Source organism: Peribacillus sp. P4_C12 (genome assembly GCF_056402095.1).
In genome coordinates, this window is record NZ_JBFUIB010000563.1 from 1 (window position 1) to 2,254 (window position 2,254).

General features: G+C 29.0%; 2 protein-coding genes. Both read left to right on the plus strand.

Annotated features, from left to right (window positions below; genetic code table 11):
• Nucleotides 1–180 precede the first annotated feature (180 nt).
• On the plus strand, nucleotides 181–303 hold the full coding sequence (locus tag AC1DUW_RS26500; protein ID WP_477643891.1) for a DUF6884 domain-containing protein: 123 nt from the start codon (nucleotides 181–183) through the stop codon (nucleotides 301–303).
• Nucleotides 304–644: 341 nt separating this feature from the next.
• Nucleotides 645–1,952 (plus strand): hypothetical protein, encoded by a 1,308-nt coding sequence (locus tag AC1DUW_RS26505; RefSeq protein ID WP_477643890.1) that lies wholly within the window; start codon nucleotides 645–647, stop codon nucleotides 1,950–1,952.
• Nucleotides 1,953–2,254 lie beyond the last annotated feature (302 nt).

Below are 2,254 nucleotides of genomic sequence, written 5' to 3' on the forward strand. Positions count from 1 at the left end.
CYTTTTTTATCCTTAAAAATTTACAAAAAATATGGTATAATTTTCCTAGATATTCAAACAAAGGAGTAAGCTATTTATGAAAATAGCAATTGTTACTTGTACTATGGTAAAAGCTAATTATCCTTGCAGTACGAGAGAAATGTACCAAGAATCAACTTTGTTTAATAAGCAGTTAAGTTCATTGAACAGAAAGATGATGATGAATGGTTTGTATTATCCGCAAAGTATGGACTCTTAAAACATGATGATGAAATTGAGCATTATGATGTAACTCTAAACAATATGAAAGTATCACTAAAGTAGTCCTTACGCAGTTGACAAATTGTAATTAAACATTAAACAAATTGACTTTTATGCTGGGGTTAAATATAGGGAGTATCTAGTTCCTGTTATGGAAAGGGATTGAATGTAATGTGCCGCTTCAAGGAAAAGGAATAGGAGAACAATTACAGTTTTATTCATTAAATACAAAATAAAGAAGTAATGTGACAATACTAGTAAAGTTGCAATTTGTAAACTTTTTAATGAAAATTGAAGTGAGAATTAGAGTGGAAATTCCAGGATATTCAACTTTGTTATTTTATTAGATGTAATAAAATATAGAAGGATTTTCTGTGATAATAAAGGTAAGGTAGTGAACTAACATGAAAACTAGATTTGAAAAATGGTTTGAAAACTATGAATTCCCTGGTGATGCTAAAACTCTCTTTAAGGAATCTGTATTATGTTATAAGATTTCTGCTTACAGAGCTTCTTTCATTATGTCATACTTAGGAATTCAAACAGTATTACGCGAAAGATTGCTTAACTCTCATAATAAGCCCAACAATATACCACAAAACATGTGGGAAAAGAAATTAGAAGAACTAAATGATGATAATGCATGGGATAATACGGTCTTTGATTTGGTAAATAGAACAAAACCAGATAACCCGTTCTTAATTACAGATGATATTAGAGTACAGTACTCATATTGGAGGACAATAAGAAATGATTGTGCTCATGCAAAAAGTAATATTGTAAGCTATCCACATGTAGAAGCTTTATGGTTATTTATTGAATCGAATTTGAACAAGTTTGTTGTGAATGGTGGAACTGCTGGTTTATTTGAAAAAATAAAGATGCATTATGATACTAAGTACACTCCTCCAAATACTAATGTTTTACCAATTGTCAAAGAGATACCTCATGCAATGACTAAAGCAGAAATACCCCTATTTCTCAAAGAAGTTGATGATTACTTTGAAGATAATATAATTGAATTTAAACGCTTTGATGAGGATAGTAATACTTTCGAATTTTGGAACTATGTAGCAAATTCAGAAGTTGCTATTATAAGAGAAGCATTCATAAACTTTATTAAAAGTGATTGGGATATTTTCAGGAAATTTATTATTGTATTTTCGGGAAAGTTATATGAGATTTCAAGTGATGAAAAATACATCAGGGAGTTTTGGTCATCGGAGATTTGGGAGCTTTTTAAATGGGGTAACATTGATGGGTGGAATATATTAAAGATATTATTAGATAATAATATTATTCCTCTCAGTGAATTAGATGAATTTATTAAGATTCTATTTAAAAAAGTAAAGAAGAATCCTCCTGAATTCATGATGGAGTTTTTAAAAAATACCGATTATTTCAAAATGCTTAAAGGTAGTTTATTTGGAAATAGGAGCATGTCATCACCACCGTATGGTATAGAATTTGCGAATAATAATTGGAGTAGAATTAGATTCTACCTTAAACATATGGAGGTAGATAAGGTAGTTGTTTCTGAATTAAATTCTGCATATTTAGCATCTTCTTACGGAGAATTTAATAGAGAGATGACGAAGCTAATTGAAACTGATAAAACTTTTAGTGAACAATATAAAAGGGTATTACTGGATGAAAAACTCAAACTTCCAAGTGTTTTAGAAAAGTCCGAAGATACCAACGAGGAAGATTAAAATCTTCATTTCTTTATATAGAAAGTAAAGAAATGTTAAACCCTAAAAATATGTCTTTTTTATTGCCGTTGGTTTACTGCATATTTGATTGATATTTATGTTAAAAAAAGTATCTGTAACAAGAGCAGCTACTCTCTATTCTTTATTTAATTAAAAACTTTTTCTTTTAGTTATAACGGCTATTGGAAAAATAAGTTTCAATCTATTATTTAACAATAAAGTTCTACGAGTGATAAATTAGCGGTTATAGGAAGTGAATTTTTAATTGAATACTATTAAGGTAAGTAATCATTATGTGCCTC